The organism is Lentzea sp. NPDC102401 (assembly GCF_044765805.1).
GTDB classification, from domain to species: domain Bacteria; phylum Actinomycetota; class Actinomycetes; order Mycobacteriales; family Pseudonocardiaceae; genus Lentzea; species Lentzea sokolovensis.
In genome coordinates this window covers 945,770-972,250 of sequence record NZ_JBIWKS010000001.1, presented here as the reverse complement: position 1 = coordinate 972,250, position 26,481 = coordinate 945,770, and the positions used below count along the sequence as shown (strand labels likewise).

At 70.3% G+C, this 26,481-nt stretch carries 31 protein-coding genes; 23 read left to right on the top strand and 8 right to left on the bottom strand.

Annotated elements, in window-relative coordinates; genetic code table 11:
• Window positions 1-12 precede the first annotated feature (12 nt).
• The gene (locus ACIRG5_RS04285) at window positions 13-615 is read left to right on the top strand and encodes an AAA family ATPase (RefSeq protein ID WP_402899909.1); all 603 of its coding nucleotides are present in this window, start codon (window positions 13-15) and stop codon (window positions 613-615) included.
• Here ACIRG5_RS04285 and ACIRG5_RS04280 read toward each other — a convergent pair.
• Complete coding sequence (locus ACIRG5_RS04280) at window positions 612-836, bottom strand: hypothetical protein (protein WP_402900917.1); 225 nt, start codon at window positions 834-836, stop codon at window positions 612-614. The genes ACIRG5_RS04285 and ACIRG5_RS04280 overlap by 4 nt on opposite strands.
• A gap of 162 nt (window positions 837-998) precedes the next feature.
• On the opposite strand from ACIRG5_RS04280, the gene ACIRG5_RS04275 reads away from it, so the two are divergent.
• Window positions 999-2,129: a helix-turn-helix domain-containing protein gene (locus tag ACIRG5_RS04275; protein WP_402899907.1), complete on the top strand. Its 1,131-nt coding sequence runs from the start codon at window positions 999-1,001 to the stop codon at window positions 2,127-2,129.
• A gap of 4 nt (window positions 2,130-2,133) precedes the next feature.
• Here ACIRG5_RS04275 and ACIRG5_RS04270 read toward each other — a convergent pair whose 3' ends face one another.
• Window positions 2,134-2,547, bottom strand: a complete 414-nt coding sequence (locus ACIRG5_RS04270; protein WP_402899905.1) for a ribonuclease domain-containing protein — start codon at window positions 2,545-2,547, stop codon at window positions 2,134-2,136.
• A gap of 223 nt (window positions 2,548-2,770) precedes the next feature.
• Here ACIRG5_RS04270 and ACIRG5_RS04265 point away from each other — a divergent pair, with 223 nt between their 5' ends.
• The gene (locus tag ACIRG5_RS04265) at window positions 2,771-3,592 is read left to right on the top strand and encodes a cellulose binding domain-containing protein (RefSeq protein ID WP_402899902.1); all 822 of its coding nucleotides are present in this window, start codon (window positions 2,771-2,773) and stop codon (window positions 3,590-3,592) included.
• Here the strand turns inward: ACIRG5_RS04265 and ACIRG5_RS04260 are convergent.
• Both ACIRG5_RS04260 and ACIRG5_RS04255 read right to left on the bottom strand, forming a co-directional pair.
• Window positions 3,589-4,401 (bottom strand): alpha/beta fold hydrolase, encoded by an 813-nt coding sequence (locus ACIRG5_RS04260; RefSeq protein ID WP_402899900.1) that lies wholly within the window; start codon window positions 4,399-4,401, stop codon window positions 3,589-3,591. The two genes, ACIRG5_RS04265 and ACIRG5_RS04260, sit on opposite strands and share 4 nt — an antisense overlap.
• A gap of 68 nt (window positions 4,402-4,469) precedes the next feature.
• On the bottom strand, window positions 4,470-5,042 hold the full coding sequence (locus tag ACIRG5_RS04255; RefSeq protein ID WP_402899897.1) for a TetR/AcrR family transcriptional regulator: 573 nt from the start codon (window positions 5,040-5,042) through the stop codon (window positions 4,470-4,472).
• Between the two features lie 108 nt (window positions 5,043-5,150).
• On the opposite strand from ACIRG5_RS04255, the gene pcaH reads away from it, so the two are divergent.
• From pcaH to ACIRG5_RS04225, 6 genes are read left to right on the top strand one after another with little or no spacing between them, the layout of a single operon-like run.
• The gene (gene pcaH / locus ACIRG5_RS04250; protein WP_402899894.1) at window positions 5,151-5,888 is read left to right on the top strand and encodes a protocatechuate 3,4-dioxygenase subunit beta; all 738 of its coding nucleotides are present in this window, start codon (window positions 5,151-5,153) and stop codon (window positions 5,886-5,888) included.
• A complete protein-coding gene (locus ACIRG5_RS04245) occupies window positions 5,881-6,375 on the top strand; it encodes a protocatechuate 3,4-dioxygenase subunit alpha (RefSeq protein WP_402899891.1) in 495 nt (164 codons plus the stop codon). Before pcaH ends, ACIRG5_RS04245 begins: the two co-directional genes overlap by 8 nt.
• Entirely contained in the window at window positions 6,372-7,493 is a 1,122-nt protein-coding gene (locus ACIRG5_RS04240) for a lyase family protein (RefSeq protein WP_402899888.1), read from the top strand. Before ACIRG5_RS04245 ends, ACIRG5_RS04240 begins: the two co-directional genes overlap by 4 nt.
• Window positions 7,483-7,878 carry a 4-carboxymuconolactone decarboxylase gene (gene pcaC / locus ACIRG5_RS04235; protein ID WP_402899885.1) on the top strand — a complete coding sequence of 132 codons (396 nt, stop codon included), beginning with the start codon at window positions 7,483-7,485 and terminating at the stop codon, window positions 7,876-7,878. The genes ACIRG5_RS04240 and pcaC overlap by 11 nt, the downstream gene beginning before the upstream one ends.
• Before the next feature lie 14 nt (window positions 7,879-7,892).
• Entirely contained in the window at window positions 7,893-9,062 is a 1,170-nt protein-coding gene (locus tag ACIRG5_RS04230; RefSeq protein ID WP_402899882.1) for a 4-hydroxybenzoate 3-monooxygenase, read from the top strand.
• Between the two features lie 34 nt (window positions 9,063-9,096).
• Entirely contained in the window at window positions 9,097-10,185 is a 1,089-nt protein-coding gene (locus tag ACIRG5_RS04225) for a winged helix DNA-binding domain-containing protein (protein WP_402899879.1), read from the top strand.
• Here the strand turns inward: ACIRG5_RS04225 and ACIRG5_RS04220 are convergent.
• Entirely contained in the window at window positions 10,174-11,301 is a 1,128-nt protein-coding gene (locus ACIRG5_RS04220) for a molybdopterin molybdotransferase MoeA (protein WP_402899876.1), read from the bottom strand. The two genes, ACIRG5_RS04225 and ACIRG5_RS04220, sit on opposite strands and share 12 nt — an antisense overlap.
• Before the next feature lie 62 nt (window positions 11,302-11,363).
• On the opposite strand from ACIRG5_RS04220, the gene ACIRG5_RS04215 reads away from it, so the two are divergent.
• Window positions 11,364-12,605 carry an MFS transporter gene (locus ACIRG5_RS04215; RefSeq protein ID WP_402899874.1) on the top strand — a complete coding sequence of 414 codons (1,242 nt, stop codon included), beginning with the start codon at window positions 11,364-11,366 and terminating at the stop codon, window positions 12,603-12,605.
• A 390-nt stretch (window positions 12,606-12,995) separates the two neighbouring features.
• Complete coding sequence (fdhD, locus tag ACIRG5_RS04210) at window positions 12,996-13,835, top strand: formate dehydrogenase accessory sulfurtransferase FdhD (RefSeq protein ID WP_402899871.1); 840 nt, start codon at window positions 12,996-12,998, stop codon at window positions 13,833-13,835.
• Here fdhD and ACIRG5_RS04205 read toward each other — a convergent pair.
• Window positions 13,832-14,305 (bottom strand): NUDIX hydrolase, encoded by a 474-nt coding sequence (locus ACIRG5_RS04205; protein ID WP_402899868.1) that lies wholly within the window; start codon window positions 14,303-14,305, stop codon window positions 13,832-13,834. The two genes, fdhD and ACIRG5_RS04205, sit on opposite strands and share 4 nt — an antisense overlap.
• Before the next feature lie 90 nt (window positions 14,306-14,395).
• Here ACIRG5_RS04205 and ACIRG5_RS04200 point away from each other — a divergent pair, with 90 nt between their 5' ends.
• From ACIRG5_RS04200 to ACIRG5_RS04185, 4 genes are read left to right on the top strand one after another with little or no spacing between them, the layout of a single operon-like run.
• Window positions 14,396-15,265 (top strand): ABC transporter ATP-binding protein, encoded by an 870-nt coding sequence (locus tag ACIRG5_RS04200; protein ID WP_402899866.1) that lies wholly within the window; start codon window positions 14,396-14,398, stop codon window positions 15,263-15,265.
• Between the two features lies 1 nt (window position 15,266).
• The gene (locus tag ACIRG5_RS04195) at window positions 15,267-16,334 is read left to right on the top strand and encodes an ABC transporter permease (protein WP_402899863.1); all 1,068 of its coding nucleotides are present in this window, start codon (window positions 15,267-15,269) and stop codon (window positions 16,332-16,334) included.
• Between the two features lie 5 nt (window positions 16,335-16,339).
• A complete protein-coding gene (locus ACIRG5_RS04190; protein WP_402899860.1) occupies window positions 16,340-17,260 on the top strand; it encodes a Gfo/Idh/MocA family protein in 921 nt (306 codons plus the stop codon).
• A gap of 23 nt (window positions 17,261-17,283) precedes the next feature.
• On the top strand, window positions 17,284-18,387 hold the full coding sequence (locus ACIRG5_RS04185) for a macrolide family glycosyltransferase (RefSeq protein ID WP_402899857.1): 1,104 nt from the start codon (window positions 17,284-17,286) through the stop codon (window positions 18,385-18,387).
• On the opposite strand, the gene ACIRG5_RS04180 is transcribed toward ACIRG5_RS04185, so the two are convergent.
• Window positions 18,362-19,204, bottom strand: coding sequence for an alpha/beta fold hydrolase (locus ACIRG5_RS04180; protein WP_402899854.1), 843 nt, complete (start codon window positions 19,202-19,204; stop codon window positions 18,362-18,364). The two genes, ACIRG5_RS04185 and ACIRG5_RS04180, sit on opposite strands and share 26 nt — an antisense overlap.
• Before the next feature lie 109 nt (window positions 19,205-19,313).
• Between ACIRG5_RS04180 and ACIRG5_RS04175 the strand changes: the two genes are divergently transcribed.
• On the top strand, window positions 19,314-20,033 hold the full coding sequence (locus ACIRG5_RS04175) for an SDR family oxidoreductase (RefSeq protein WP_330274618.1): 720 nt from the start codon (window positions 19,314-19,316) through the stop codon (window positions 20,031-20,033).
• Here the strand turns inward: ACIRG5_RS04175 and ACIRG5_RS04170 are convergent.
• Window positions 19,996-20,595, bottom strand: coding sequence for a DedA family protein (locus ACIRG5_RS04170; RefSeq protein ID WP_402899851.1), 600 nt, complete (start codon window positions 20,593-20,595; stop codon window positions 19,996-19,998). The two genes, ACIRG5_RS04175 and ACIRG5_RS04170, sit on opposite strands and share 38 nt — an antisense overlap.
• A gap of 88 nt (window positions 20,596-20,683) precedes the next feature.
• Between ACIRG5_RS04170 and ACIRG5_RS04165 the strand changes: the two genes are divergently transcribed.
• The 7 genes from ACIRG5_RS04165 to ACIRG5_RS04135 all read left to right on the top strand — a co-directional run bounded on the left by ACIRG5_RS04165 (window position 20,684) and on the right by ACIRG5_RS04135 (window position 26,396).
• Window positions 20,684-22,795 carry a helix-turn-helix domain-containing protein gene (locus ACIRG5_RS04165; RefSeq protein ID WP_402899848.1) on the top strand — a complete coding sequence of 704 codons (2,112 nt, stop codon included), beginning with the start codon at window positions 20,684-20,686 and terminating at the stop codon, window positions 22,793-22,795.
• A gap of 93 nt (window positions 22,796-22,888) precedes the next feature.
• Window positions 22,889-23,959, top strand: coding sequence for a hypothetical protein (locus ACIRG5_RS04160; RefSeq protein ID WP_402899845.1), 1,071 nt, complete (start codon window positions 22,889-22,891; stop codon window positions 23,957-23,959).
• On the top strand, window positions 23,956-24,258 hold the full coding sequence (locus ACIRG5_RS04155; protein ID WP_402899842.1) for a hypothetical protein: 303 nt from the start codon (window positions 23,956-23,958) through the stop codon (window positions 24,256-24,258). Before ACIRG5_RS04160 ends, ACIRG5_RS04155 begins: the two co-directional genes overlap by 4 nt.
• Window positions 24,255-24,872 carry an ESX secretion-associated protein EspG gene (locus ACIRG5_RS04150; RefSeq protein WP_402899840.1) on the top strand — a complete coding sequence of 206 codons (618 nt, stop codon included), beginning with the start codon at window positions 24,255-24,257 and terminating at the stop codon, window positions 24,870-24,872. The genes ACIRG5_RS04155 and ACIRG5_RS04150 overlap by 4 nt, the downstream gene beginning before the upstream one ends.
• A gap of 14 nt (window positions 24,873-24,886) precedes the next feature.
• Window positions 24,887-25,231, top strand: coding sequence for a YbaB/EbfC family nucleoid-associated protein (locus ACIRG5_RS04145; RefSeq protein ID WP_319980924.1), 345 nt, complete (start codon window positions 24,887-24,889; stop codon window positions 25,229-25,231).
• Window positions 25,228-25,527, top strand: coding sequence for a WXG100 family type VII secretion target (locus ACIRG5_RS04140; RefSeq protein WP_402899837.1), 300 nt, complete (start codon window positions 25,228-25,230; stop codon window positions 25,525-25,527). Before ACIRG5_RS04145 ends, ACIRG5_RS04140 begins: the two co-directional genes overlap by 4 nt.
• A complete protein-coding gene (locus tag ACIRG5_RS04135; protein WP_402899834.1) occupies window positions 25,524-26,396 on the top strand; it encodes a hypothetical protein in 873 nt (290 codons plus the stop codon). The genes ACIRG5_RS04140 and ACIRG5_RS04135 overlap by 4 nt, the downstream gene beginning before the upstream one ends.
• Window positions 26,397-26,481: the final 85 nt, after the last annotated feature.

Below are 26,481 nucleotides of genomic sequence, written 5' to 3'. Positions count from 1 at the left end.
TTAGGTAGAACGATGACGGATCTCTATCTGGAACTGGCACCGACGGCCGAGAGGCCCGTGGTCGTGCTGGTCGCGGGGATTCCCGGGGCGGGCAAGAGCACACTCGCGGAGTTGTTGGCCCGTCGCCTGCGCACGCCGATCTTCTCCGTGGACTGGGTGATGGGGGCGCTGGTGCTGGGTCGCGCGGTCACCGAGGAGAACGCTTACGAGGTGGGCGATCTGCAGCTCCGCGCCTCCGTGGCCCGGCACGTCCAGCTGGGGATCGACGTGATCGTGGACGCCACCGGGCACACCCGCGAGGAGCGTGACCAGTGGCGTGAGCTCGTCGAACGGCTTGGGGGCGTGTTCGTCGGCGTCGAGTGCGTCTGTTCGGACGAAGTCCTGCATCGGGAGCGGCTCGAAGGCCGCGACCGGGGGATTCCTGGTTGGCACGCAACGGTTCCGTGGCAGCACGTCCAGCGCATGCGTGGCCTGTGGGAGCCGTGGGAGGACGACCACCTGGTGCTCGACTCGGCCGTCGAGACTCCGGACAGCTCGCTGGAGCGCGTCCTGGAGGTGGTGCGGGGCCTGCGGTCAACAGGGGAGACCGCAGACCCCGTGATCTTGGGGCGTTAGGCGCTTTCCGCTGCTGCCGCACGGCCTGCCGCGCGTCCGGGGAACAGGCAGCCGCCGAGGAACGTGCCTTCCAGCGCGCGGTAGCCGTGCACGCCGCCGCCACCGAAGCCGGCGACCTCGCCCGCCGCGTACAGGCCGTGCCCGATGACGATCACGTCCGCGTCGACTCGCGGCGCCGCCTCGGCAAGCAGGTTGCGGCGGTTGATGTTCCGGTCCGGCATCCCAGGGCCTTCCACGTTGAAGGGTGGCGCCAACGCGAATTACTCTCGCGTTAAGCAACTAACCAGTAACCGGAGAGCGGGGGATAGGGGCCCGTCACCAAACGGCGACGGCTGTGTTGTGGCCGTCATACAACGTGGTGTTCGGGAGGTGCTGTGCCGGGTATGTCCGCGATGGTCCGCCGGGTGCTCGAAGCCGTCGCCGCCGACGAGAAGGTGGTCGAACGCGTCGTCGACGCCGCTCGGGGCAACTCGCCGGAGGTCGCCAGGCTGCCAGCGGAGGAGAACCGCAGGCACATCGCCTTCCTGCTCGCCGAAGGGATCTCGCACCTCGAACGCGGTGGCTCGCCCGACGACGGCGACTTCTCCGCCGCGTTGTCGCTGGGGGCCGACCGCGCCGCTCAGGGCGTGTCGATGGCGGGGCTGCTGCGCGGCGTGCACGCCGGGCGCACCGAGCTGATCAGGGCGAGCGTCGAACTCGCGCGGTCGCTGGGCGTCGCCGACGGCACGATCCTCGACTTCATGATCGACCTGGACCACTACGTCGGCGCGGTCGAGCGGCACATCATCAGCGGCTATCACACCGCAGAACTGCAGCTGTCCCGCACGGCCCGCGATCTGAACGCCCAGGTGCTGCGGCGGCTGCTGGTCTCCGGTGAGTTCCCGGACGCGTCCGAACTCGCTCGCACCGGTCTGCGTCCCGATGGCCGCTACCACTGCGTGGTGTCCGGGGTGACCGACCCGAGTCACGCGCGGACGCTGGAACAGCGGCTGCACACGTTCGGCGGCGTGTACGGGCTGGTCGAGGGCCGGCTCGCCGGGCTGACGCCCGTGCCGCCGTCGTGGTCGGACGACCTGCTCGTGGTGTCACCGGCGACCGCGCTGAGGTCGTTGCGGGGCACGTACTCCCTGTGCGCGCAGGCGCTGGCGGCCGCAGGAGCTTCTCCGGGTGTGCGGCTGCTGACCGATCTCGCTGGTGAGACCGCTCTCGCAGCGGTCCCGGCGCTGGCGGACACGCTCGCCGACTCGCTGCTCGGCCGGCTGGATCCGAAGAGCACGTTCCACCACGAGATGGTCGTGACGGCGTTGTGCTACCTGGACAACGGCGGCCGGCTCAGCGCGACGGCGTCGGCGTTGCACGTCCACGCGAACACCGTGCGGTACCGGCTCGACCGGCTGGTGGAGCTGACCCTGGCCGACCTCGGCGAGAACCCTGCCGCGGGACGTTCACACGTGCTGACCACGCTGCACACCTGGTGGGCGCTGCGGTCGTGGATCGACCGCAGCGCCCGGTGAGGCTTCAGAGACGGTAGAAGTTCGCGTAGTGGTCCGGGGAGAAGTAGACCGCGCCGGCGGTGCGGTCGACGATGATCCGGTACGCGTCCCGGGACGCGCCGCAGGCACGCGGGTAGACGTCGAACTCCAGGTAGTAGTGGCCCGCGGGCAGCTGGCCCTCGCGGTTCTGGTGGACGCCACCGGCGTAGTTGCACTGGCTGCCCGACCAGTTGCTGACCCACCCGCGCGTGCTCGGGTAGCCCTTCTGCTGCCACGTCTTGTTGGCCGAGACGGCCGCGGAACAGCGCGACTGCGTGCAGGAGTTGTAGACCGCGGCGCCGGCGGCGGGTGCGACGGCCGTGGTCACACCGAGCACGGACGCGACGATGGCGAGAGCGGCGAAGAGACGACGTGTCCGGTGCGGTTGCAGGGTTTGCACTTCAGACCTCCATCGGCAGGGAACGAGGGAACGTCCTGATCCTGGCTGTTGATCACCACGAGCCGATGAACGGCAGGGAACCATCCGCGCAACTGTGGCCTCTCCACGCTCGCACACCGGGCGTCGGCCCGCGAGGCTTGGACCGCCCACGACTCTGAACGCCGGAGTTGATCAACTCCGAACAGTGGATTGCGCACGCTGCCACCGGCGATAAGTTTGTCCAATGACAGCACGGAAGCACTTGGTGGTGCTGTTGACCTTGCTCGTGGCCGGGTGCACGGCCCCGCAGGACGGCAGACCTTTCCCCGCACCACGCGTTTCTTCTTCCGCAGTGGAGAAAGAGCCGTCCACAAAGGTGCGTGCCGTTGTGGACGGCCGCACCGTCGAGTTGGCCGACGGCACGCGCGCCCGCATCGCGCGCCTGGCCGAACCGCCGGCATGCGCCGCGGCGGCCGCCCTCGACTTCGCCACGAAGACGTTGCTGGACAAGGAAGTCCGGGTGACCAGCATCACCCCCGGCGAGGTCTCGCTGGCGCTGCCCGACGGCACCGACTACGCGTTGCTGGCCGTGCAGTACGGCATCCTGCGCACCGCGGGTGTGGACGGCGGCCCGCTGGTCGAGGCGGAGACCAAGGCCTCTCAAGCGAAACTCGGTCTGTGGGCGCGGGACTGTCCCGCGTCGACCGTCCCGCCGCCTTCTTCGACCGCCGCCGTCACGCCCGGAGCGCCCTGCGTCGTGGTCTACCGGATCACCAACCAGTGGCCCGGTGCGTTCCAGGGTGAGGTGACCATTCGCAACGTCAGCGGCGCGTTGGTCCAGGGCTGGACGGTGCGCTGGCGGTTCGCCGGCGGGGAGACCGTGACGCAGCTGTGGAACGGCACGGTCGCCCAGTCCGGCGCGGATGTGAGCGTGACCAATGCCGACTACAACGCGCTGATCGTCATGGACGGCTCGGTGTCGTTCGGTTTCAACGGCTCCATCACCGGTCCCAGTTCGCCGCCGACCTCGTTCAGCGTCAACGGCGCGGCCTGCACCACGGGTTAGTGCTGCTGCCACCAGTTCGTGACGATGCGGGCGTACTCGTCCGCGTTCTCCTCCCACACGAAGTGCGCGGCGTCCACGACGTCCAGCCTGCTGTTCGGCAACCGCTCGTGCAGGTACTCCGCGTTGGAGACCGGCACCACCGTGTCGTGCTTGCCGTTGATCAGCTGGACGGGTGTGGTGATACCCGGTAGGAGCTTGCTCAGTTCCAGCAGCTCTGCCGGGTACGCGCGCACGTACGCCATCTGTTCGACGAACCGCTGGCCCTGGTAGCCGGCGAGGTAGTCCTGCCGCACCTCGTCCGGCAGCTCGTAGCCCCGGATGGCGTCCATGGCGACGTTCACGACGTCCTTGGGGCCGAGTGCCCGGTACGGCGAGAGGTCCTCGTCGTGCACCCACTCGTGCAGCGGGGTGCCCAGCTCCGTCGGTGACACCGCGCCGCCGCCGCCGATCACGACGCTGCGGAACCTCTCCGGCGCCTTCGCCGCGGCGAACAGTGCGGCGCTGGTGCCGATGTCGGGGCCGACGACGTGGGGCTGGTCGAGGTCGAACGCGTCGGCGATGCGTACGAGGAACTCGCCCATGGCCTTGGGGGACAACAGGTCCTCGCGCAGGTCGGAGTGCCCGAAGCCGGGCAGGTCGACCGCGACCAGGCTCGCGTGCTCGGCGAGTCTCGTCCACGTCGGGTCGTAGGCGTAGAGGCTCTCGGGCCACGGGCTGAGCAGCAACGCGGCCGGTTTGCTGTGAGCGCTCACGGCGTAGCGGATGGACAGGCCATCGATGGTGCGGAACCTCGGTCGGATGTCGCTCATGAATCCAATATGACCGGTCGTCTTAAGTTCGTCAAGGGACAAGACGGTCGGTCATGCCGAGGTGGGTCTCAGTGCAGGACGACCTCGAAGGCGGCCGTGAAGAACGCGGCGAACGACGACCCGTCCTTGGTCGCACGCTCGCCGACGATGGCGCCTTCCCATGAGTTGAGCAGGAACCTGGCCAGGGTCTCGGGGCTCTGGGTGTTCGTCACGTCGCCGGCGTCCTGCGCCTCGCGGATCACGGCGGCGATCGCGTTCCCCCAGAGGTCGAAGGCGGTCCTGACCCCGTCGCGGATCGCGGGGATGTGGTCCGCGGCCTCGACGCTGAAGTTGCCGTAGACGCAGCCGCGTTCGTAGCCGAAGTCGACGATGTCCTGCGCCAGCGCGTCGAAGTGGTCGCGCAGCCGGGTGAGCGGTGCGGTCTTCGGAGTTTGGAGCTTGTCCAAGTGGCGTGTCTGGCCGTAGCGGTCCATCACGACGAGGGCGAGCGCTTCCTTGCTCTCGAAGTGGTTGTAGAACGAGCCCTTGGGCACGCCCGCGCTGTCGGTGATCAGCTTGACGCCACACGCGTTGTAGCCGTGCTTGTGGAACTGTTCGAACGCGGCGTCGACGATCTGCTCTCGCACACTTGCCCTGGGCATACTCCCAATATGAGCGGTCGTCTCGGAGTCGTCAAGTTGGTGCACGGCTTCCGTTCAGTGGAAAGCCGCGGTCGACTCCGGCGAGGCGCTTGCCTAGCGTTCGATGACGTGACGACCAGCCAGCACGAGATCAGCGACGAGATCGCGAAGATCCAGGCCGACTCACCGGGTGGTGCGCCGCTGCTGGACTTCGCGCCGTACCGCAGCACGACGTTGCGCCACCCCACCAAGGAACCGCTGCACGTCGACCCCGAGGGCGCCGAACTGCTCGCGCCCGTCTTCGGCCACTCCGACGTCGACGCCGTCGAAGCGGACCTGACCTTGCAGCGCGGAGGTGAGCCGATCGGCGAACGCATCCGGGTGCACGGCCGCGTGCTCGACGGCGACGGCCGTCCGGTGCGCCGGCAGCTCGTCGAGGTCTGGCAGGCCAACGCCGCCGGCCGCTACTCGCACCAGGGCGACCAGCACCCGGCGCCGCTGGACCCGAACTTTACCGGGGTCGGCCGTTGCCTGACCGACGACGACGGCTGGTACTCGTTCACGTCGATCAAGCCGGGCCCCTATCCGTGGCGCAACCACCACAACGCCTGGCGGCCCGCGCACATCCACTTCTCGTTGTTCGGCACGGACTTCACCCAGCGGCTGATCACGCAGATGTACTTCCCGGGGGATCAGCTGCTGGCGCTGGACCCGATCGCGCAGTCGATCACCGATCCCGCCGCCCTCGCCCGGCTCATCGCGTCGTACGACCACGCGCAGTCCGAGCACGAGTGGTTGCTGGGCTACCGCTGGGACATCGTGTTGACCGGCAGCCATGCGACCTACCTGGAGCCGTCCGATGACTGACTCGACGCCCGGCCAGACCGTCGGGCCGTTCTTCCACCACGCGCTGGCGTTTCCCGGCGACTCCGAACTGGTGCCGTTCGGCTCGGCCGGATCCGTGGTGCTGCACGGCTACGTCCACGACGGCGCGGGCGATCCCGTGCCGGACGCGATGATCGAGATCCGCCAGTCCGACGCCGCCGGTGTGGTGCCGCGGATCGGCGGGTCGTTGCGGCGGCGCGGGGCCGCGTTCACGGGCTGGGGCCGGTCCTGCACCGACGGAGCCGGGCACTACTGGTTCAGCACCGTCGAGCCAGGGCTGCCGTTCTTCGCGGTGACGGTGTTCGCGCGCGGACTGCTCGACCGGTTGTTCACCCGCATCTACCTGCCAGGAGCCGCCGACGCCGTGGAGGGACTGGTCGCGGAGCGGGAGGAGGACGGCCGGTTGCGGTTCGACCTTCACCTGCAGGGGCCGTCCGAGACGGTGTTCTTCAAGTTCCCGCGGACGTGATCGTGCTGCCCGGTTCTCATCGCGCCGCGGGCCTCGTCGACGATGCCGCGCTGGTGCGCGCGATGCTGGAGGTCGAGGTCGCCTGGGCCCGCGTGCTGGGGACCCCGCTCTCGTTGGGCGACTGGGTTCCCGTGCTGGACCCGGTCGAGGTCGAGGCGGCTGGCAATCCGGTGTTGCCGCTGGTGTCCGCTTTGCGCGCAAGGGTTTCCTCGCCTGTCCACACTGGACTGACCAGTCAGGACGTGCTCGACTCCGCGCTGATGTTGCTGGCGCGCGGGGCTTTGGAGCGCGTGTCGGCGGATTTGGGACGGGTTGGCGTCGCGCTGGCCCGGCTGGCCGGCGAGCACCGGTCGAGCGTGATGGCCGGGCGGACGTTGACGCAGTACGCCGTGCCGATCACGTTCGGGCTCAAGGCCGCGCGGTGGCTCGCCGGAGTGCTGGACTCGTTGAGCGAGCTGGAGGTCGTGGCGCGAAACCTGCCGGCGCAGTGCGGAGGTGCGGCGGGGACGTTGTCGCGTGTCGCGGATCCGGTTGCTTCCGCGTCGGCTTTCGCAGGTCATCTCGGGCTGGTGTGGCCGGGAATGCCCTGGCACACCTATCGCGCGCCGGTCACCCGGCTCGGTGACGCGGTGGTGCGGTGTTGCGACGCGCTCGGGGTGATGGCGGCGGATCTGCTGACGCTGGGACGGCCGGAGATCGGCGAGATCCGTGAGGGTTTCGTGCAGGGGCGGGGTGGGTCGTCGACCATGCCGCACAAGCGGAACCCGGTGCTGTCGGTGCTGGTGAACAGCGCGGCGCTGCAGGCTCCCGGGCTGGGGGCGCGGTTGCACCTGTGCGCGGCGCGGGCGGTGGACGAGCGACCGGACGGGGCGTGGCACGCGGAGTGGCCTGCATTGCGGGCGTTGCTGGAGCTGGCGGTGGTGGCGGCTTCGCAGGCCGCGGAGTTGGTGGAGGGCTTGGAGGTGCACGTCGACGTGATGGCGCGGCGAGCTCGTGAAGCGGCGCCGGAACTGCTGGCGGAGCGCGGCGGTGGTGATGATCCCGGCTCGTATCTCGGGGCTGCCGAGGTGTTCGTGGACGAGGCGCTGAAGCGGTGGGAGGGGCGCGATGTCCGTTGAGCGGACAGGGGCTGGAGGAGATGCGGTGTCCTACGACGACGGCATGAAGGTTCGGCGTGAGGTGCTCGGGGACGCGCACGTGGACCGGGCGGCGCCGGACGAGTTCACGCGCGACTTCCAGGAGTTCATCACGAAGTACGCGTGGGGTGAGATCTGGACGCGGCCCGGACTCGACCGCCGGACGCGCAGTGCGATCACGCTCACGGCGTTGATCGCGCGCGGGCATTGGGACGAGTTGAAGCTGCACGTCGCGGCGGCGGTGCGCAACGGGTTGACCAAGGACGAGATCGGCGAGGTGATCCTGCAGAGCGCGATCTACTGCGGGGTTCCCGCGGCCAATCACGCGTTCTCGGTGGCGCGGTCGGTGCTGAAGGAGGACGTGTGAACGAAGGGGCTGTCATGACGCGCACCCAGGTCGGCATCGTCGGAGCGGGACCGGCCGGGCTGATGTTGTCGCATCTGTTGTCCCTCAACGGGATCGACAGCGTTGTTGTCGACAACAGGACGCGCCTGGAGATCGAGAACACGGTCCGCGCCGGCATCCTGGAAGCCGACAGCGCGCGGTTGCTGGCCGAGACCGGGGTGTCGGACCGGGTGCTGCGCGACGGGCATCCGCACGAGGGCATCGACCTGCGGTTCGGTGGTGAGAGCCATCGCGTCGACTTCCGCGCGCTGGTCGGCGAGTCGGTCTGGCTCTACCCGCAGACCGACGTGTTCGTGGATCTGGCGAACGCCCGCGAACGCGACGGCGGCGACGTGCGGTTCGGCGTCGGCGACACGTCGGTCGACATCACCGAGCCCGCGATCCGGTTCGTCGACAGCGACGGCGTGCGCCAGGAGGTGCGCTGCGACCTGCTCGTCGGCGCGGACGGCTCCCGTTCGATCTGCCGCGCCCAGGTGCCGGAAGCCCTGCGCACGCACAGCTTCCGCGAGTACCCGTTCGCCTGGTTCGGCATCATCACCGAGGCGCCGCGCAGCGCACCAGAGCTGATCTACGCGCACTCGCCGCGCGGGTTCGCGTTGATCAGCCAGCGCACCGAGACGCATCAGCGCATGTACTTCCAGTGCGACCCGGAGACCGATCCCGCGGCGTGGTCAGCCGACCAGATCTGGGAGGAGCTGCAGGCACGGGTCGCCGGGCCGGACGGGTTCACGCTCGAGGAAGGACCGATCACCGAGAAGACCGTGCTGCGCTTCCGGTCGTTCGTCGCGGAACCCATGCGCCACGGCAAGTTGCTGCTCGCCGGCGACGCCGCCCACACCGTGCCGCCGACCGGCGCGAAGGGCCTGAACCTGGCGTTGCAGGACGTCCGGGTGCTCGCCGAGGTGATCGAACGCGCGTTGCTCAAGAACGACGACGATGCGCTGGACGAGTACGGGCCGCGTGCGCTGGACCGGGTGTGGAAGGCGCAGCACTTCTCGTACTGGATGACCACGATGCTGCACGCCCTGCCCGGTGCGACGGACTTCGACGTGCGCAGGCAACTCGGCGAGCTGCGCTCGGTGGTCGGGTCGGAGGCGGGATCGAGGTTCCTGGCCGAGGGGTACACGGGCTGCTGGCCCGCTTGAGCGGGACTGGAGCGCGGCCCGCCAGACTGTCCTGATGGACATCGCGGCGCTGCGCCTCGGCAACATCGGGCGGCTTCAGTCGGCGGAGGACGTCGTCCGCTCGCTCGGAGCCATGCAGGGCCAGGACTACGGCCAGTCGCTGTGGGCGATCGGCCTGCGCACGGCGGATGCCAGGATCGCCGACGTCGAGGAAGCGCTGCGGACCGGACGCGTCGTCCGCACGTGGCTGATGCGCGGCACGATCCACTACGTCCTGGCCGAGGACGTCCGGTGGATGCTGGGCCTGTTCGGTGCCCGCGACCTCGCCAGGCTCACCCCCAAGGCCTGGCAGTACCACCACATGACGCCCGAGCTGATGTCGTTGGCGCGCAAGACGTTCGTGGAGGCGCTGACCGGAGGGGGCTGTCTCACCCGGCGCGAGATGATCGACCTGATGGCGGGCGTCGGCATCCCGGACGATCGGCAGCAGAGCTACTTCACGTTCATCCACCTCGCCCAGGAGGGCCTGGTGGTGCCGGGACCGCCGCGCGGCAAGGAACAGACCTTCGTGCTGCTGGACGAATGGGCGCCTCAGCAGCGTTCACTGGAGGGCGACGAGGCGATGGCCGTGCTGGCGTCGCGGTTCTTCGGCAGTCACGGCCCGGCGACGCTCGCGGACTTCGCGAACTGGTGCGGCATCGGCGTGCGCGAGGCCTCCCGCGGCCTGGAGGCGGTGAAGCACGAGCTGGTGTGCGAGACGTTCGACGGCAAGGAGTACTGGCTGCCGCCGGACCTCACGCCGGGCTCGGGCGCGTTCGTGCTGCCCGCGTACGACGAGCTGGTGATCGGCTACAAGGACCGGAGCGCGTACTTCACCCGGTACGACGAGATCCCGATCTCCACGTACAACGGCATGTTCTACGCGACGATCATCGAGGACGGCCAGATCGCGGGACTGTGGCGGCGGGTCATGAAGAAGACCTCGGTGGACGTGGAACTGCGGCCGCTGCCGGGCTTCGACGTCGACCGGCTCGCCGAGCACACCGCGCGGTTCGGCGACTTCCTCGGACTGCCGGTGCGGACCGTCGTGAAGGACCCGCCCGAGACCGGTTCGTCGAAGGTCAGCTGGCGTTCACGCAAGTAGCTCCACCTCACCGTACTGATGGCCGGGCGGGACGACCGCGAGTGCGTCCGCCAGCGCCGCGCCCCAGAGCGAACCGGGCCGGTCGTGGCCGGCGGGGACGGCTGTGCCGCCGGACCTGGTGACCGGGATCAGGCGCGTGTCGCGGGGGTGAGCGTTCACATCGCCCAGCCGGGCCGTGACCGGCGGACGAGCAGTGTGGCCGCCGAGGGTGTCGAGCAGCGGGTGGAGCAGGGTCAGGACCGCGGCCAGGGCGGCGAGCGGGTTGCCGGGCAGGCCGACGACGCAGCGGCCGTCGGGCAGGACGGCGAGCAGCATCGGGTGGCCCGGTCGGCAGGCGACGCCGCTGACCAGGATCTCGGCGTCGAGGTCGGTCAACACCGCGCGCAGGTGGTCGGCCGGGCCCACCGAAGTGGCGCCGCAGGTGACGAGGACGTCGGCCTGATCCTGCTTGAGGGCGTCTGTGAGGGCGGACGGGTCGTCGCGCAGGTGGGTGGTGCCGATCAGGTCCGCTCTGGTGAGCAGGCCGGGGAGCATCGGGCCGATGGCGTCGCGGACCCGGCCCGGCCTGGGTGGGCCGGTGTGGAGGAGTTCGTCGCCGGTGACGATCACGGCCACTCGCGGGCGGCGGTGGGCCAGGAGGGTGTCGTGGCCTGCCGCGGCGGCGAGACCCAGGACGGCGGGGGAGATCAGGGAACCGGCGGGGATCAACTCGTCGCCCGCTGACCAGTCCTCGCCTCGGCGGCGGATGTGTTTGCCGGGCACGGCGTCGGCGATCAGCAGGGATTCGTCCAGTGAACAGAGCTCGACCGGGACGACCGCGTCCGAGCCGTCCGGGACCGGCGCGCCCGTCGCCACCCCGAACGCCTCCCCGGCCCCTGGCGACAGAGCGGGCACCGGGTCCCCGGCGGCCACTCGTCCCACGACGGTCCACGGGCCGGGGCCGGAAACCGCGTAGCCGTCCATGGCCGAGGTGTCGCAGGTCGGCTGGCTGGTGAGGGCCCGCACGGCCGAGGCGAGTGCGAGGCCCAGGGCGTCGGGCAGGGCGAGTTCGGCCGCGTCCAGTGGCTTGGCGGCGTCGCGTGCCGTCTGGCGGGCGAGCGTCCAGGGCATGTTCATCAGGGCTCCCGTGGTATAGCCTACCGAATACTGTATGCAATCCTCGGGACGGGGTGAAGGGCATGTCGGTCGCGACTTACGTCCGTGATCACGTCGGCAGGCTCTACCGGGTGGGGGAGACCGACGTCGAGGCGTCGGGGCGCTCGCGCCGCACGGTGCTGTGGGCCGCGTGGGCGGCGATGCTCGCGGCCGGCATCGGGCAGTACGGGTTCGGGGCGCTGATCCCTCAGTTGCAGGACCGGTGGAGTGTGCCGGAGTTGTTCTGGGCACTGGCGTTGTGGACCGTCTGCCAGGCGGGCACGGCGTTTCCGGTGGCCTGGCTCAGAGAACAGAAGAGGCTGACGTCCACCGGCGCGATGTGGATCGGCGCGATCCTCTGCGGCGCAGGGCTTCTGACGCTCGGGCAGGGACAGTTGGTCGGATACGCCGTTCTTGGCGGCGTCGGTGCGGGGCTGGTCTACGCGACGTGTCTGGGCACGGTCGTCCGCTGGTATCCGGAGCGGGTGACCAGGAAGGTCGCGTTCGTCAGCGGGGCGTTCGCGTACGGGTCGGTGCCGTTCGTGCTGGCCGCCGGGATCTTCTTCGGCAGCGGGTTCCTCGCGCAGGCCGGGATCGCGATCGCCGTGGTCGTGGCGGTGGCGGGCGCGGTCATGAAGGATCCGCCCGAGCACTGGTGGCCGCCGCACATCCCGCCACGGGAGTGGGCGCTCGACCGCGCGCGGGTGCCGAACCGGTCTGCTCTCAAGGAGTTCCGGACCCACGAGGCCATGCGGTGCGGCACGTTCTGGTGGCTGTACGGCGGTGTGGCGTTCGCGGCGGCCGTGTCCCTTTACGACCTGGCCTATCTGCCGCTGTTCGTCGGCGACGAGGTGCTCGGGGCCGTCGCGCTGGCGACGCTGGCCGCGGCGACGGGCACCGGACGCGTGCTGGTCGGGTGGATCTCCGACCGGGTCGGGCGGCGGAAGGCGCTGGTCTGGACGCTGGCGACGGGAGGGCTGGCGCAGTTCGTGCTGCTGTACTCCCAGAACGTCACAGGGCTGCTCATCGGCGCCATGCTCGCAGGCCTCGGCACCGGGTGCTGCTACTCGTTGCTGGTCGGCGTCACGAGGGAGTACTTCGGCGAGACGAACGGCGCGCAGAACTTCGGCGTCCTCTACACCGCTAAAGCCGCCGGGGCGTTGATCGCCGCGATTGTCCTTGCGTCGCAAGGGCCCACGTTCGCGTTCATCGCGGCGGGTGTGCTCGGCCTGGCGGGCGCGGTGCTCACCGGGCACCTGTCGCAACCGGGAAGGCCCCGCCTGTGAGCCGCCTGCCGCGGCTCTCGAAAGGCTGGCACGAGACGCCCGCGGACGGCTGTTGCCTGATGGAACTGACGTCGGTGCTCGCGGGCGAGGTGTGGTCGGACCGGCCCGCCTGCGTGCACCCGGTGCTGTCGTGCGTGGCGCGGTGCGTCAACGATCAGTCCACAGACGACGGACGCCAGAGGCTCCTTCCGTTCGTCACCAAGGTGATCGGGACGCGGAAGGCACCCGCCGAACGTCTGGTCGCGCACTGCACGCGCAGGGCCGGGATCGTCGCGCCGAAGTGGTGGCCGCGCAACTGGGTCGTGGCCAAGGCCGTCAGGGCGATGTCCGGGGACGAGGTGTTGCGGCGCCTGCTCGACGAGTGCGTCGCGATCTGCTGGGAGGCAAGGCATGGGACGAGTGACGAGCAGGCGGCGTGTGGTGCGGCTGGTGGACGACGCGGTCACCGTGCGGCCGGACACACTGGCGGTCGAGGAACCCCTGGAGATCCGCGTGCGGGGCAAGTCCCTCGCCGTGACCATGCGCACGCCGGGTGACGACTTCGACCTCGCCGCGGGCTTCCTGGTCAGCGAGGGCGTGGTGCGCGCGCCGTCCGACATCGCGTCGATCCGCTACTGCGCGGGCGCCACGGCGGACGGGAGCAACACCTACAACGTCCTCGACGTCGGTCTCGCGGATGGCGTCGCGCCGCCGGACCCGTCGATCGAACGCAACTTCTACACCACCTCGTCGTGTGGCCTGTGCGGCAAGGCGAGCCTGGACGCCGTGCGCACCACAGCGTCCTGGCAGGTCGCGGCCGACCCGATCCGCCTCGACCCGAGGATGGTCACCGAGTTCCCGACGAAACTCCGTGCCGCGCAACGGGTCTTCGACCGCACGGGCGGCCTGCACGCGGCCGGGTTGTTCGACGCCCTGGGCAACCTGCTGTGCCTGCGTGAGGACGTCGGCCGGCACAACGCGGTCGACAAGGTCGTCGGCTGGGCCACCCGCGGTGGGCGGCTGCCGCTGACCAGCACCGTGCTGATGGTGAGCGGCCGGGCGTCGTTCGAACTGGTGCAGAAGGCGGTCATGGCTGGGATTCCGGTGCTCACGGCGGTGTCCGCGCCGTCGTCGCTCGCCGCCGACCTGGCGGAGGAGATGGGCGTGACGCTGGTCGGGTTCCTGCGCGGAACGTCGATGAACGTCTACACCGGCGGGCACCGGCTGGGAGTCACCGCCGCTGCTCGCTAGTGCAGGACCAAGCCGCCGACCGGGACCGCGGCGACGTGCCCGGTCGACGGCATTTCCAGGGCGAGCGCGAGACCGACGTCGACCAGCGCCGCCCGGCGCAGACCCGCGACAACGGCCAGCGGTGTCCACACAGGATCGACGGTCGCCCCGTTCGGCTCCGGCCGCGGCTCGCCGGTGATCCGGACGCGGTAGAAGACGCCGATGTTCTGGTGCGGCCCCTTCTCCGGCATGTGCCGCTCGGCCGCGGGGATGAACCGGGAGTCCACGCCCAGCAGACGTTCGACCTCGCCGTCGCACCCGGTCTCCTCGGCGACCTCCCGGACCACGGCGTCGAACGGATCCTCGCCGTGCTCCACGGCACCACCGGGCAGCGACCAATGGCCTTCGTCGAACGCTGATGTACAACGAACGAGCAGCACGCGGTCGTTCTCGATGCTCACGGCGTAGGCGGCCAGCCGGAAGGTCGTCATGCGGGGCACGTTAGCCCGTAAGGGGTCCTCCGCGAGGATGATGCCGCACGGCGGACGCGATCTTGAAAGCCACGACCTACCGTTCTCCCCATGTTGACTGTCAGGGGGATCGGCCGGAGCTTCGGCGATCACAGGGTGCTCGACGAGGTGAGCTTCGACGTCCGGCCCGGCCGGATGACGGGCTTCCTGGGCGCCAACGGGTCGGGCAAGACGACCACGATGCGGATCGTGCTGGGGGTGCTCGCCGCTCACGGGGGAACGGTGAGCTGGCAGGGGACCGAGGTCGGGCCGCAGAACCGGCCCGACTTCGGTTACATGCCGGAGGAGCGCGGGCTCTACCCGAAGATGAAGGTGCGTGACCAGATCACGTGGCTGGCGCGGCTGCACGGCGTCGACCGGGAGACCGCGCAGCGCAACACCGACGCGCTGCTGGCGGACCTGGAGCTGACCGAACGGGCCGGGGACCGGCTCGAGGAGCTGTCGCTCGGCAACCAGCAGCGCGTGCAGATCGCGGCGGCGCTGGTGCACGACCCGGCCGTGCTGATCCTGGACGAGCCGTTCTCCGGCCTCGACCCGATCGCCGTCGAGACCGTGCTGGACGTGCTGCGCAAGCGGGCGGCGAACGGGGTGCCGGTGCTGTTCTCCAGTCACCAGCTGGCGATCGTGGAACGGCTCTGCGACGACGTCGTGATCATCTCAAAGGGACGGATCGTGGCCAACGGGTCACGCGAGGAACTGCGCGCCCGGCACGCGGGGGAGCGCTACGAGATCGTCGTGCAGGAGGACGCGGGCTGGGTGCGCGACGTGCCCGGCGCCAGGATCCTGGAGCTCGACGGGCCGCGCGCGGTGTTCGAGGCGGAACCCCAGCAGGTGCTCAGGGCGGCTCTGAACCGCGGCGAGGTCCGCTCGTTCACGCCGGTCGTGCCCACGCTGGACGAGATCTTCAGGGAAGTGATCTGACATGGCTCGCGCCTCCTTCAGCCAGGCGACGTGGCTCGTCGCCGAACGTGAGATGAAGACCCTGGTCGGCACCAAGGGTTTCTGGATCGGCTTCCTCTTCACGGTCGTCGGGTTGTTCGCGCTCACGATCCTGCCGACGGTGTTCGGGGGCGACGACCCCAAGGTCGCCGCAGTCGGGTCGGCCGTGCAGGTGCTGCAGGGCAAGGCACTCGACGTGCAGGAGGTCGGCAGCGTCCAGGAGGCCGCCGACCTGGTCAGGGCTGACGACGTCGACGCCGCGATCGTGCCGGACGGCGCCGGGATCAAGGTCCTCGCGCTCAACAGCCCGCCCAACAGCGTGATCCGCCAGCTCGTCGAGTCGCCCCCGGTGGAGTTGCTCGAGGCCTCGGCGGTGACGTCCGGCCAGCGATCCGTCACGGTGATCGTGTTCGGGCTGGTGTTCCTGATGTTCGGCATGGGCGGCGCGGCCATCGCGCAGAGCACCGTGACCGAGAAGCAGACGCGGATCGTGGAGATCCTCGTGTCGACCGTGCCGGTGCGGGCACTGCTCGCCGGCAAGATCCTCGGGCACACGATCCTGACGCTCCTCCAGGTCGTCGTCCTGGCGCTCGTGGCACCGATCGCGTTGCGGGTCGCGGGACTCGGCGAACTGCTGGGGGTGGTGGCGCCCGCGCTCGGCTGGTTCATCCCGTTCCTGATGCTCGGGTTCGTGCTGATCTCGTCCATGTGGGCCGTGGCGGGCGCGCTCGTCAGCCGTCAGGAGGACCTCGGCTCGACGATGGGCCTGGTCATGATCGCGGTCATGGGACCGTACTTCGGCGTGCAGTTCTTCTACGAGAACCCCGTCGTGCTCAAGTGGATGTCGTTCGTGCCCTTCACGGCCGGCGTCGCGATGCCGGTCCGGTTGTTCTCCGAACAGGCCGCGGCGTGGGAGGCGATCCTTTCCCTCGGCATCCTCGCGGTGACCGTCGTGGTGATCCTGCTGGTCGCGTCGCGGCTCTACACCGGCTCCTTGCTGCAGACCGGCGGCCGGGTGAAGCTCTCCAAGGCCTGGGCACCTGCAGAATAGGGCGCATGATCGCTGATCCGATTCGCCTCGCCGTCGTCGGCCTGGGAGCCATGGGCACCCGGATGCTGACGGCGGCGCTGGCACATCCCGACTTCACCGTGGTCGCGGGCGTCGACGTCGCACCCCGCACGCTCGACGTCCCGGTCGTCACGAACCTGGACGACGTGCTGTCCGATGTGGACGCGGTGTACGTCTCGACGCCGCCCGCCTCGCACGCCGAGCTGACGACGAAGGCGTTCCAGGCCGGCAAGGCGGTGTTCTGCGAGAAGCCCCTCGCCGTCGACCTCGCGGAGGCCCGCACGATGGCCGAAGCCGCCCAGGGACGGCCGAACGCGGTGAACTTCGCGTTGTCCGACATGGTGGCGACGGTCGAGATCGAACGGCGGCTGCCCGAACTGGGCACGCTGCGGGGCGTGGAGATCCGGCTGCAGTTCCCGCGCTGGCCCAGGGCGTTCCAGGCGGAGGCGACCTGGCTGTCGAGGTCGGAGCAGGGCGGGTTCGTCCGTGAGGTGTTGTCCCACTTCGTCTATCTGACGGACCGGATGCTCGGGCCGCTCACGGTCGAGTCGGTGTCGTCGGACTTCCCCGAACCCGGTGCGGCCGAGGTGGCGGCACGCGGTGTGCTTCGGGGCAGTGGCGTACCGGTGCACGTGTCGGCGTTCTCCGGACTCGCCGGGCCCGAGATCTACGAGTGGACCGCGTGGGGCACCGAACGGTCGCTGCGCCTCGACCAGTGGGCCCTGCTGTCCACTTCGGACGGCGGCGCGTGGGAACCCGTGCCGCTGGAGCAGACCGGGTCCGACTACTCGCGGCTCACGCTGTTCGCGCAGGCTGTGCGCGGCGAGCGCCCGCGTGACCTGGCGGACTTCGCCAGTGGGCTGCGCGTGGCCGAGGTGATCGAGGCCTTCCTGCGACAAACCGCTTGACCCCGTTCGGCAGGATCGGGCCAATGGGGATCTTGTTCGTCACACTCTCAGGCCATGGTCACGTCACACCGACGCTCGCGGTCGTCGAGGAGCTGACCAGACGCGGCGCCGAGGTCGACTACGCGACCGGCGCCGAGCACGCCGAGGCGGTGATCGGAGCGGGCGCGCGGTGGGTGGAACTCCCCGCGCTGCCCGACTTCCGGCCTGTCACCGCCAACCCGATCGACGAGTGGTTTCCGCACTACTTCCGGGCGATGAGCGCGACCTACCCGCTCCTGCTCGACCACTGCCGGACCGCCGCACCCGACCTGATCTGCTACGACTCCACGAACTGGCCGGCCAGGCTGGTGGCGCACGCACTCGGTATACCGGCTGTACGCACGGTGCCGCACACTGCATCCAATGCGCATTACAACCTCATGGACGCGAGCCTGGCGCGCTATATCGCCGACGACCTGGCGAAGTTCACCAGTCACTACGACGTGGAGCTCGACATCCCGAGCACGATCGAGGCACCCGAAGCGTGCAGCATCGTGTTCGTGCCACGGGAGTTCCAGCCTTACGAGGAGACGTTCGACGAGTCGTTCCACTTCGTCGGCCCGGTGCTGGGCAGCAGGCTGGACGAGGAGTGGTCACCGCGTCGCGACGACGTGCCGCTGCTGTTCGTCTCGCTCGGCTCGATCATGAGCGACGCCGACTTCTACCGGGCCTGCACCGAGCAGTTCGGCGACGGCGCCTGGCAGGTCGCGATGACCGCCAAGGACGTGGAGGGCACGGACGACATCGACGTCCAGCCGTGGTTCCCGCAGCCCGCGGTGTTGAAGCACGCCAAGGCGTTCATCAGCCACGGCGGCATAAACTCCACGATGGAGGCGCTGCACCAGGGCGTGCCTCTGGTCGTCGTGCCGCAGACACCGGAACAGGCCGCGAACGCCGACCGCGTGACCGAACTCGGCCTGGGCGAACGGGTCGACGACCGCGCGGACCTGCGGGCGGCGGTCGAACGGGTGGCGGCCAGCGGCACGATCCGGCGGAACCTCGACCGGATGCGTGCCGCCATCGCTCACGGCGGCGGCGCCGCGAAGGCCGCCGAGATCATCCTCAGCCGAGCACCTCGCGCAGCTTGACGCCGAACTCCTCCGGCTTGCCCGCGTAACCGAACTCGCCGCCGAGGAAACCGCCGTGGTGGCTGGGGAACACGGTGGCTTCCTGGCCGAGCAGGCGTGCCGTGTGGACGGCCGTGCGTCCGGTGAACGCGTCGCCCGTCTCCTCGCCCACGGCGATCACGATGCGCGTGGGCGCGGCGGCCAGCGCCTGCACCCGCGGGTAGTAGTCGGTGATGGCGAGCGAGGCGGTCCCGAGCAACGGGTCGTCGCGCTTGCCGTCGTCCTCGGCCGGCATCCCGAACTGCGCGGGATCCGGCAGCGGCAGCGCGAAGTACTCGTCGGTGTACTCGCCCTGCCACGAGCTCATCTGGATGAACGCGGCCATGCCCGCGCCCCCACCGCCGGCCTGGTACGCGTTCATGAACCCATCACGGGCCCGGCGGGCGGCGGCCGCGTCCGGCAGCACGTCGATGATCGGCGGCTCGTGCGCGACGAGCGTGACGACGTCGTCCGGGTAGGCGGCGACCAGTTCGAGGGCCGTGACCGCGCCACCGCTGGACGCGAACAGGTCGACCGGACCGCCCACGGCCTCGATCACCGCGTGCACGTCCGCCGCCTGGGTTTCGGGCGTGTTGTCGGTGCGAGCGTCCGAACGGGTGCTGCGGCCGAGTCCGCGCGGGTCGTAGGTGATCACCGTGCGGTCGGGGAACTGCTCGCGCAACGCCACGAAGCCGCTCGCGTCCATCGGCTGGCCGATCATCATCAACGGACGGCCGCCCTCGCCGCTCACGTCGTAGGTGATGGCCGCTTCGTCGGTTTCCAGAACGTGGGATCTCATCAGGTTCTCCCCAGTGGAGTCGGGTCTGAGCAGCCTAGTCACAGACGTGAACCCCGATGGGCTAACAGGCCGATCGACCTGCATGTATTCCCCTGTTATCAAAGATCGCATGACACGAACAGCAGTGGTGACCGGCGGCGGCACCGGCATCGGCAGGGCGGTGGCCGCCAGGCTCGCCGAGCAGGGCCTGGACGTGGTGATCACGGGCAGGCGCGAGGACGTGCTCAAGGCAGCGGCGGGGGAGATCGGCGCACGGGCGGTCGTGTTCGACGCGGCGGACCCGGAGTCGGTCGAGGCCGCGCTGAACGACCTGCCGTCCTCAGTGGACGTCCTCGTGAACAACGCGGGCGGCAACATGACCCGCCGCCTGCCCGCGCCGCAGAACCTCACCGACGTGCGGAACCTGTGGCTCGCGAACTACGAGTCCAACGTGGTCAGCGCCGTCCTCGTGACGACCGCGCTGGAACCGCGCCTGGCCGACAACGCGCGGGTGGTGACGCTCGGCTCGATCGCGGGCAGGCGGGGTTCGGGTGCCTACGGCGCGGCCAAGTCCGCGGTGGAGGCGTGGACGGCGGATCTCGCGTTCGCGCTGGGGGCGAGGGGGATCACGGTCAACGTCGTGTCGCCGGGTGTCGTCGAGGACACCGAGTTCTTCGGCGGCACCCTGAGTGAGGAGCGGCGCAAGAAGCTCGTGGGCAACCCGGCGAACGGCCGCGCGGGCACCCCGGCCGACGTGGCCGCGACGATCGCGTTCCTGACCTCACCGGAGGCCGGGCACATCACCGCGCAGGTCATCGGGGTGAACGGCGGAGCCGGCCTCGGACGCTGAACCCGATGACCGCGACCAGCACGACGACGAGCGCGATCCACGAGAACTCCGCGAGGTAGTGCTCGGCGGCTTCTCCGACGAAGTAGACAGCCGCTGTCGTGCCGCCGGCCCACGCGATGCCGCCAGCCGCGTTGGCCAGCAGGAACTTCCCGTAGTGCATGCCCATCGTGGCCGCGAGCGGACCGGACAGGATCCGCAGCAGCGCCACGAACCGGCCGAAGAAGACCGCCCAGGCGCCGTAGCGCTCGAACAGCGCCTGGGCGCGGCCGACCTTGTCGGGACTGAAGTGGCTGGGGAACTTCTCACCCGCCCAGCCGAAGATCCGCTGCCCGAACCGCTTGCCCAGCGCATACCCGACGCTGTCGCCGATGATCGCCCCGGCGGACGCGGCGATGCCGACCCACAGCGGTGAGATGCCGTCGTGGTGCGAGGCCATCAGCGCCGCCGCGACGAGCACGACCTCGCCCGGCAGCGGGATTCCCATGCTCTCGACACCGACCACCAGGCCTACGACGACGTAGACCAGCAGCGGTGGAACGGTGTGGAGCCACTCGGTCAGCACATCCGTGATCTTCCTCCAACCGGATGGGATCGGCCACGAGACACGGCCGTCTCGGTACCCTGCTGATCATCAGGACGAGGGGGCGGTTGTGGCGAGCCAGTTCGGCTTACTGCTGCGTCAGTGGCGGCAGCGAGCGGGCTTGAGCCAGGAGGCGCTCGCTCAGCGCGCTGCCGTGGGCATTCGTACGGTGCGTGGGCTGGAGACCGGCGAACGGACCGATCCACGCATGGGCACCGTGCGCGCGTTGGCCGACGCTCTGGAGCTCACCGGAGCCGAACGCACGGAGCTGTTCTCCGCCGCCGGACGCGATGAACCCATGGCTGCCGTGGAGCCCGTGCGGTTCGATCCGCTGCACGAGGCCGTCGAGACGTTGAAGGTCGCGATCGAGGCGCGGTGGCGGCGCGAGGAGGAGCAGCGGCAGATCCACGACCCCGTGCCGCTGCCGGTGCGGTGGGACGCGGCGCCCGCGCCGTTGATGGACAGCTGGCTCAACATCGGCGGCGAGGCGGCGCTCGGGGGACGGCTGGACCAGGTCGTCGAGGTGTATCGCGGGATCGGGTCGCGGCGGCTGGTGGTGCTGGGGCGGGCCGGGTCCGGCAAGACGGTGCTGACGACGCGGTTCGTGCTGGACCTGCTCGGCGCGCGCAACCCGGCCGATCCGGTGCCGGTGATCTTCAGCCTCGGGGCGTGGCATCCCGAACGGGCCGGTCTGCGCGACTGGCTCGCCGACCAGCTCACGCGCGATCACCCGTTCCTCGCCGCTTCCGGCCCGAGCGGCGGGACGCTGGCGGCGGCGCTGGTCGACTCGCAACGGGTGTTGCCCGTGCTGGACGGCTTCGACGAGATCGCGACCGGACTGCATCGGCCCGCGCTCACCGCGTTGAACACCACCACTCTGCCGTTGCTGCTGACCAGCCGGGTGGGCGAGTACCGCGACGCGGTCGAGGGCACGGACGTGCTGACGTCGGCCGCCGCGGTCGTGCTGGCCGATCTGACGTGCGACGACCTCGCCGACTACCTGCCGCGCACCACGCGCAAGACCGGGCCGGGCGGCAACGTCTGGAAACCCGTTCTCGACGAGGTGCGCAACGGCGGGCCGCTCGCCGAGGTGCTGACGACGCCGTTGATGGTGGCCCTCGCGCGGCGGATCTACAGCGACACCCCTGACCACGATCCGGCCGCGTTGCTGGACCTGCACGAGCCCGACGAGATCGAAAGACACCTGCTCAGCAGCTTCGCACCGGCTGTGTACGGGTTGCATGCAGATCGTGTACAGCCGTGGCTCGGTCATCTCGCCGATCACCTGACCAGGCTCGGGACGCACGACCTGGCGTGGTGGCAGTTCGGCACCTCCTCGGTGGTGACGGGGCTGAGCGTCGGGATCACGGTCGGCGTGACCGACCTGGCGCTCGAAGCCGTTCTCGTCGGAGCGCTGATCGCCAGGGGACTGCTGTTCGCGGTGATGATCGGGCTGGTCACCGGGCTGTTGTTCGGGGCGGCACACCGGTACGTGGTGCGCAGGACTCCGCTCGAACCCGTGCGGACGCGGCTGCGGTTGCGTGGCCGGGCTGGGCGACGGGTGTGGTCACGGGGGTTGCTCGGGCTGGCGTTCGGCGGGGCGGTCGGTGCCGCCTACGGGCTGGTGCGCGCGATGGCGTTCTGGCTGGTCACGCCTGACGTCCCGTGGTCTGCCGGGGTGCTGGTCGACATCGGGGTGTTCGGCCTGGTGTTCGGGCTCGGTGCCGCGCTGGTGTTCGCTGTGGTGGCCGCGATGGAGGCGCCGCTGGACGTGCGATCGGCGGGCAGTCCCGACGGGTTGCTGGAGGCGAACCGGCGCGCGGTGCTCGGACTCGTGGCGGCGATGGTGCCGGTGTTCGCGGTGTTCGTCGCGGGGGCCACCGGCGTCGTCGCGAGCGGGCTGACGGCGTTGCGGTTCGAGGTGCTGTGGAGCCCGACGACGGCTCTGGCGCTCGGGCTCGTCGGCGGCGTCGGGGGTGGACTGGCGTACGTGCTGAGCCTGACCGCGTGGGGGCAGTGGGTGGTGTTCGCGCGCGTCTGGTTGCCGTTGACCGGGAAGCTGCCGTGGGGGTTGCCGGCGTTCCTGGACGACGCCTATCGGCGTGGCGTGCTGCGGCGGGCCGGTGCGGTCTACCAGTTCCGGCACGCGCGCCTGCAGGAGCATTTCGCGCGTCTGCGCTGATCAGGTGGACCGGCCACAAGTGGCCGGTCGTCTGGCCTGTTCCCTCGTTCGGCCCCGATGTGATCGTTTGCCGGGACGAAGGGGGAACCAGGGGTGTCAGGCATCAACTGGGAGGCGTACAGCCATGAAGAGTTGCACCGGATGCTGTGGCAGGACGCTGATGTCGCGGACGTGAGCACCGTCGCCGAGGAGTGGACGCGGCATCGCGCCGCGTTGGACGCGCACGCCGAGGTGCTCCGGGAGCAGCGAGCCGCCTTGCTCGACGGGTGGGCAGGGGCCGCGGCGGAGGAGGCCACGGCTCGGCTGGGGGCGCTGGCCGAGCGGGTCGAGAAGATCAGCGAACTGGCGGTGGCCGGGCAGAAGGCCGCACAGGACTCGGCCGACGCGCTGGCAGCGGCCCGTGCCGCGATGCCGCCGCCACCGGCTCCCGGGACGACGATGCCGGCGTTCGCGGGGCTGCCCACCGCGCCGGCGTCGTTCACGCTGCCGAGTGCGCCTGCGCCGTTGGGGTTGCCGACGGCGCCCGCCCCGTTCACGCTCCCGACGGCTCCCGCGCCGTTCACGCTGCCCAGCGCACCCGCGCCGATGGCCCTGCCGAGCGCTCCGACCATGCCCGCCGGAGCCACCTCGGGCTTCTACTTCTACTTCGGCGCCGCCTCTGCCGACCAGCAGAAGGCCCAGGCGGTCCGGGCGATGCAGACCTACGAGTCCAGCCTCAACGGCAGCGGACGTCTCATCGACGACGCCCGCGGCAACATCCCGCAGGCCGCTCCCACGCCTCGTGCGGCGGCCGTGGCCCAGGTGAAGACGCCCAGTTCGGGTGGCGTGCCGTGGCAACGCCTCGTGGGCGGAGGCGGTGGCGGTGGTTCGGTGGCGACGACCCGGGGCCCGGTGATCGGCGCCGCCACCCCGGTCAGCCAGCAGCTCACCCCGGGCATGCGGGCGGGGGTGATGTTCGGCCAGCACGGCGGGATCGCCGCGACCGGAACGCTCACCGCCGACCCGAGAACGGCGGCCCAGAACAACGCGATGGGCGCGCCGCCGCCGGGAGGGGCCCGCAAGGACGAGGACGAACACCACGAGAACCAGATGCCGACGCTCGACCACGACCTGTTCGCGGTGACCGAGCGCGTGTCTCCGGCGGTCATCGGGGAGGACCAGTGACCGGCTACGAGGTCTCGCCCGACCAGTTGCAGGACCGGGTGAAGACGCTGACGAGGCTGGCCGAGCTGACCGGCGACCTGGTGGCGACGGCGAGCAGGCTGGCGGAGCGGACGCCGTTGCTCGGTACCGCGCCGCCCGCCCAGGACCTGTCGCGGCGGCTGAAGGACGCCGGGTCGGGGCTCGCGGGTGAGGTGAGCGCAGCTGAACGCGAGGTGCGCGAGTTCCGGCAGATGCTCGCGGAGATCAGGACCACCTACACCGAGACCGACGCCGAACAGGCGCGGAAGGCGGGGCGATGATCGCCTTCGACCTCGTGGAGATGGACCTGCTCGCCACGCACGCCGGGGTGCGCTGGCCGTTCCCGTTGCGGGTGCCGTCGTTCGGCAGGCTCGCGGACGAACGCGCGACGCTGCTCGCCGAGGCGGGTCACGGGTTGCAGGCACGCGGACTGGCGGCACCGCACGGCCCGACTGGCATGGCCGCCGAACTGGTGACCGCGCTGCACGAGCACACGGCGGTGGTCGACCTCGTCGTGCCGGGAACGGGTGCGGTCGCGATGGTCTACGGCGACGACGCGCTGGTGTGCACGCAGTCCGAGAGCACGGTCCGGGTGACGCACGTCGAGGCGGAGACGCTCGGCGACGAGCTCGTGGCGTTGATCCCGGAGTCGAGGCCCGCGCAACTGATGCCGATCACCCTGCCGCCCGGCGCCGGACTCGACCTGGAGGTCACCGGGCAAGGTCAGGCGGGCGTGATCAGGGGCGGGCAGCGGCAGGAAGTGTCCTGGTTGGACAGTGCGGGCGGACGGGTCAGGGTCGACGCGGGCGAGGACGGTTGGGTCAGCGTCAACCCGTTGCGGCACCACGACCTGGTCCGGCTGATCGGTGAGCTCGCCGCGGTCGCGCGAGCCTAGAAACAGGGGGAGAAGTGGATCCAGCACAGTGGCTGGCGGACTACCAGGAACGCCTGGAGCGCGTCGCCTACAGCGCACGGTCAGCGAGCGCGAGCCTGGCCGAGGTCGGAGCCAGGGCGACGTCGCCACGCGGTGAGGTCACCGTGACCGTGAACGCGGGCGGCGTCCTCGGCGACGTCATGCTGACGCCGGCGGCACGCAAGCTCGACGTCGACACGCTCGCGATGCTGATCGTCAGCACCGCGCGGGAGGCGCAACGGCTGGCGAGCGCGCGGATGACCGAGGTGATGGCGGACTACCTCGGCGAGAGCGACGCACTGCACCAGATCACGAGGCACCTGCCGGAGGCCGTGCGATGAGCTTCACCGCCGACCACGAGCAGTTGCGGCGCCACGCCACGACGTTGACCGGGTACGCCGACCAGCTGTCCGAGACCGGAACCCGGCTGCCCGACCAGCTCGGTCAGTCCTCGCTCGGGGAGTTCGCGCAGTTCCTCACCACCGGCCTGAGCGGCCCGATGGGGGAGACGATGGGCGCCTTCGCGCACGTCGCGTCCACAATGGACAAGGTCGGGGAGGGCATGCGGCGCACCGCGGAGAGCTACCAGCGCACCGACGAGCGCAACGCCGAGAGCATCACGGGGGCCGGCCGATGACCGCCACCGCGACGGACGCGGGCACGATCGCCGCGTTGTTGAACGAACTCCGCACCACCACGAACGCCATCGCGGGCGACGAGTGGCTGTCGTCCGACCTCGCCGCCACGCCCAAGGCCCAGATGAGCGAGCTGGGGTCGAACGGGAAACCGTTGCAGGCGCTGGACAGCGCGGGCGTCGGCTTCCTCACGCCGATGATCTCGTTCCTGGAGGAGCCGCTGAACCAGTTGCGCGGCAACCCGGACGGCGTGCAGCAAGGCGCGGGCGAGTTCCAGAACGCGAGCAGGGCCGCGACCACCCTCGCCGGCGAGTACGGCGCGAAGGCGGGCAGCGAGACCGACAGCTGGACCGGCGACAGCGCGGCCGAGTACGCCAAGACCGGCAAGGAACTCGTCGACGGCGTGCTGTCCGTCGCCGAGACGGCGCTCACCAACGCCACCGCGCTGATCAAGGCGGGCGAGGTGGTCGCGCAGGTCGTCGCCGAGGTGACGCGGCTGATCACCGAGGCGGTCGGCAAGATCGTGCCGATCATGACGCAGGCGATCGCCGCGGCGGCGGCGACGTTCGGGCAGAGCATCGCCGTGGCGATCCCGCAGTGCGTGCAGATCGCGGTGGAGTGCGGTGCCCAGATCGCGGCCAAGCTCGGTGAGCTGCTGGCCAGCGGCGAGAACCTGATCAAGCTGGTCGAGGGCGCGCAGGCCGTGCTGAAGATCGTGAAGCAGGCGATGTCGGTGATCGGGGACAAGGCGTCGGGCGGCGAGACCGCCTCGACCAGCACAGCCTCGACCAGCCCCGCGACGGGCCGTGCGGAACTGCCGACCATCTCGGCCCGCACGGAGGCGGACCGCGCGGAGCAACCCGTCGGCTAGGCCGGAGGGTGCGACTGTCCCGGCCCGCATCGGGGCGGACCGGGACAGTCAGCCTGCCGCACCCACGGCCTTCTCGGCCCGCGCC

Coding starts and splice junctions, on each gene's coding strand:
- ACIRG5_RS04285 (WP_402899909.1), top strand. CDS start 13: ATGACGGATCTCTATCTGGAACTGGCACCGACGGCCGAGAGGCCCGTG.
- ACIRG5_RS04280 (WP_402900917.1), bottom strand. CDS start 836: ATGCCGGACCGGAACATCAACCGCCGCAACCTGCTTGCCGAGGCGGCG.
- ACIRG5_RS04275 (WP_402899907.1), top strand. CDS start 999: ATGTCCGCGATGGTCCGCCGGGTGCTCGAAGCCGTCGCCGCCGACGAG.
- ACIRG5_RS04265 (WP_402899902.1), top strand. CDS start 2,771: ATGACAGCACGGAAGCACTTGGTGGTGCTGTTGACCTTGCTCGTGGCC.
- ACIRG5_RS04260 (WP_402899900.1), bottom strand. CDS start 4,401: ATGAGCGACATCCGACCGAGGTTCCGCACCATCGATGGCCTGTCCATC.
- ACIRG5_RS04255 (WP_402899897.1), bottom strand. CDS start 5,042: ATGCCCAGGGCAAGTGTGCGAGAGCAGATCGTCGACGCCGCGTTCGAA.
- ACIRG5_RS04245 (WP_402899891.1), top strand. CDS start 5,881: ATGACTGACTCGACGCCCGGCCAGACCGTCGGGCCGTTCTTCCACCAC.
- pcaC (WP_402899885.1), top strand. CDS start 7,483: ATGTCCGTTGAGCGGACAGGGGCTGGAGGAGATGCGGTGTCCTACGAC.
- ACIRG5_RS04230 (WP_402899882.1), top strand. CDS start 7,893: ATGACGCGCACCCAGGTCGGCATCGTCGGAGCGGGACCGGCCGGGCTG.
- ACIRG5_RS04225 (WP_402899879.1), top strand. CDS start 9,097: ATGGACATCGCGGCGCTGCGCCTCGGCAACATCGGGCGGCTTCAGTCG.
- ACIRG5_RS04220 (WP_402899876.1), bottom strand. CDS start 11,301: ATGAACATGCCCTGGACGCTCGCCCGCCAGACGGCACGCGACGCCGCC.
- ACIRG5_RS04215 (WP_402899874.1), top strand. CDS start 11,364: ATGTCGGTCGCGACTTACGTCCGTGATCACGTCGGCAGGCTCTACCGG.
- fdhD (WP_402899871.1), top strand. CDS start 12,996: ATGGGACGAGTGACGAGCAGGCGGCGTGTGGTGCGGCTGGTGGACGAC.
- ACIRG5_RS04205 (WP_402899868.1), bottom strand. CDS start 14,305: ATGACGACCTTCCGGCTGGCCGCCTACGCCGTGAGCATCGAGAACGAC.
- ACIRG5_RS04200 (WP_402899866.1), top strand. CDS start 14,396: ATGTTGACTGTCAGGGGGATCGGCCGGAGCTTCGGCGATCACAGGGTG.
- ACIRG5_RS04195 (WP_402899863.1), top strand. CDS start 15,267: ATGGCTCGCGCCTCCTTCAGCCAGGCGACGTGGCTCGTCGCCGAACGT.
- ACIRG5_RS04190 (WP_402899860.1), top strand. CDS start 16,340: ATGATCGCTGATCCGATTCGCCTCGCCGTCGTCGGCCTGGGAGCCATG.
- ACIRG5_RS04185 (WP_402899857.1), top strand. CDS start 17,284: ATGGGGATCTTGTTCGTCACACTCTCAGGCCATGGTCACGTCACACCG.
- ACIRG5_RS04180 (WP_402899854.1), bottom strand. CDS start 19,204: ATGAGATCCCACGTTCTGGAAACCGACGAAGCGGCCATCACCTACGAC.
- ACIRG5_RS04175 (WP_330274618.1), top strand. CDS start 19,314: ATGACACGAACAGCAGTGGTGACCGGCGGCGGCACCGGCATCGGCAGG.
- ACIRG5_RS04150 (WP_402899840.1), top strand. CDS start 24,255: ATGATCGCCTTCGACCTCGTGGAGATGGACCTGCTCGCCACGCACGCC.
- ACIRG5_RS04140 (WP_402899837.1), top strand. CDS start 25,228: ATGAGCTTCACCGCCGACCACGAGCAGTTGCGGCGCCACGCCACGACG.
- ACIRG5_RS04135 (WP_402899834.1), top strand. CDS start 25,524: ATGACCGCCACCGCGACGGACGCGGGCACGATCGCCGCGTTGTTGAAC.